At 32.8% G+C, this 1,769-nt stretch carries 4 protein-coding genes; all 4 read right to left on the bottom strand.

From position 1 onward, the window contains the following. Positions 1-133: 133 nt before the first annotated feature. Positions 134-415 carry a hypothetical protein gene (locus VK998_RS02980; RefSeq protein ID WP_325225315.1) on the bottom strand — a complete coding sequence of 94 codons (282 nt, stop codon included), beginning with the start codon at positions 413-415 and terminating at the stop codon, positions 134-136. Between the two features lie 62 nt (positions 416-477). Next, positions 478-879, bottom strand: a complete 402-nt coding sequence (locus tag VK998_RS02985; protein ID WP_325225317.1) for a hypothetical protein — start codon at positions 877-879, stop codon at positions 478-480. 47 nt (positions 880-926) lie between these two features. Further along, positions 927-1,346: a phage tail tube protein gene (locus tag VK998_RS02990; protein ID WP_325225319.1), complete on the bottom strand. Its 420-nt coding sequence runs from the start codon at positions 1,344-1,346 to the stop codon at positions 927-929. After that, positions 1,346-1,723, bottom strand: coding sequence for a tail completion protein gp17 (gp17, locus tag VK998_RS02995; protein ID WP_325225321.1), 378 nt, complete (start codon positions 1,721-1,723; stop codon positions 1,346-1,348). The genes VK998_RS02990 and gp17 overlap by 1 nt, the downstream gene beginning before the upstream one ends. Between the last annotated feature and the right edge of the window lie 46 nt (positions 1,724-1,769).

The raw sequence follows: 1,769 nt of genomic DNA on the forward strand, positions 1-1,769 counted from the left end.
CTGCTCTTCTTCTTTGCTTTTTTATCATCTTTATTAGAGTATAAATTACTTACATCTGGTGAACCATATAAACCCATAGTTAATCCCTCCCTATTATCTATATATTATATAATATTCCCAAAGATTACAAGGATTAACTATTTTCTTTAACCTCTCCACCAAACAAGCTATTCAACATCTTCACTTGATTTAACATCTGTTCATCTGTCATTACTTTTTTCTCTTGCTGATTTTCATCTATACTCTCCAATATTTCTTCTATCTTTATATCCTTATTCCACACCCAGCGACTAATCAAATACGCTTGGTATGTCAATTGCTTTTGATCTGATTTTTGTTTTATTTTCTGTCTTTCCCAATAACCTTCTGCTGTTAAATTTAATTCATATGGAGTCATTTCCCAAAATTCACTCATTGGCACCTCTACAGAGATAGCAAGCTTCATTGCACCTTCTACAGTCCAAGTCTCGCTATCTTCTACTCGTTTTTTACTTCCATTTCTCCATTTACAACTGCAATCGCTTCTTCTTTTGTAATTATTCCACCATCAAGCATTGCTTTTAGTTTTATTAATATCTCTAGTTTTTCTTCTTCCTCATCACCAGTTTTTAAGCTTTCATTAAAAGCTTCCCACATTATTTTTGATGCTTTACCCATAGTGGAATATTCATCTATCAGATCCATTACTTTATCTGGCGTTAATTCTTTATCCTCATGCATTAGTCCAGCGTGAAATAACACTGCGTAATTTTCCATTGTTAATTCATCCATTTGGATTGAAGTTATAGGCTTCTTAAATTTCTTCTCAACCCTATCAATTGCCTTCATACCAAACTTAAAACTTCTTTCTTTGTCTAATTCTATTGGATAATAACTCATTTAATCATCTCCTATATATAAAAATAAGGCTAGAAAATTAATCTAGCCTATACTTCTGGTGTAACTGTCAAATTTGGTTTGCCACTAATCCTTAAAGTAGCTCCAAATGTTATATTTCCATCTACGTCTACATCTCCTACCTTAAATCCTGTTACAACTGCTTTAAAATCCCATTCAGCTGGTGGTTTAGTAGGGAAACTAATCTTATAATCTTCTGCTAATCCATCATCTAGCGATGTTTCCATTGCCAATTGACCTTCATTTTCAGCGTCAAAAAAACCTTCAATCGGTACTTCTCCAGCATCTTTAAATCCACCTATAAACTCTCTATAACCACCATCTGAATCTAATGTAGTTACATCAATTTCATCTGCTGTAATTTCAATCCCCCCAATAGAAGTAAGTCCTCCTATTGCTTGTTCACCTTTAAGCAATTTTGTACCTAAAGCTCTTGTTGCTTTACTCATTATTCTACCTCCTCAAAATATATTGTAAAGTCAATAATCCCTCTATTAACTTTTAACTCATGTTCGTAAACCTCATGAATATTATTTATGTCAATATCTTCCACATAGAAATTTCCTATCTTTGTTTGTGGTAATGAAATTAATAATTTTTCCACTTTTTTAGTAATTCTTTTCATATCCCCATATCTTGTAGCCATAATTGAAAACATGAAAGAAAGGTACTCTTTATTCTGTATTCCTTCAAGGGTTTTTATCTTTTTAGTACTAATCCTCGTATAAACTAAATAAGGCCTTGTAGCCCCTTCTGGTGCGTTTGTGGGGAATATATAGCCCGTTCCATCTTCAAGTGGTTTTAATTCTTCAATTTTAGTTTCCAACTCATTTCTCAATGCAGTTTCCATTATTTCTGCTCCTTAAAAGTGG

Origin of the sequence: Schnuerera sp., from assembly GCF_035459645.1 — a bacterium.
Taxonomy (GTDB): domain Bacteria; phylum Bacillota; class Clostridia; order Tissierellales; family Tepidimicrobiaceae; genus Schnuerera.

What these genes read in the sequence shown, in the direction of transcription:
- VK998_RS02990 (WP_325225319.1), bottom strand. Translation starts at nt 1,346, where the DNA reads ATGAGTAAAGCAACAAGAGCTTTAGGTACAAAATTGCTTAAAGGTGAA.
- VK998_RS02980 (WP_325225315.1), bottom strand. Translation starts at nt 415, where the DNA reads ATGAGTGAATTTTGGGAAATGACTCCATATGAATTAAATTTAACAGCA.
- VK998_RS02985 (WP_325225317.1), bottom strand. Translation starts at nt 879, where the DNA reads ATGAGTTATTATCCAATAGAATTAGACAAAGAAAGAAGTTTTAAGTTT.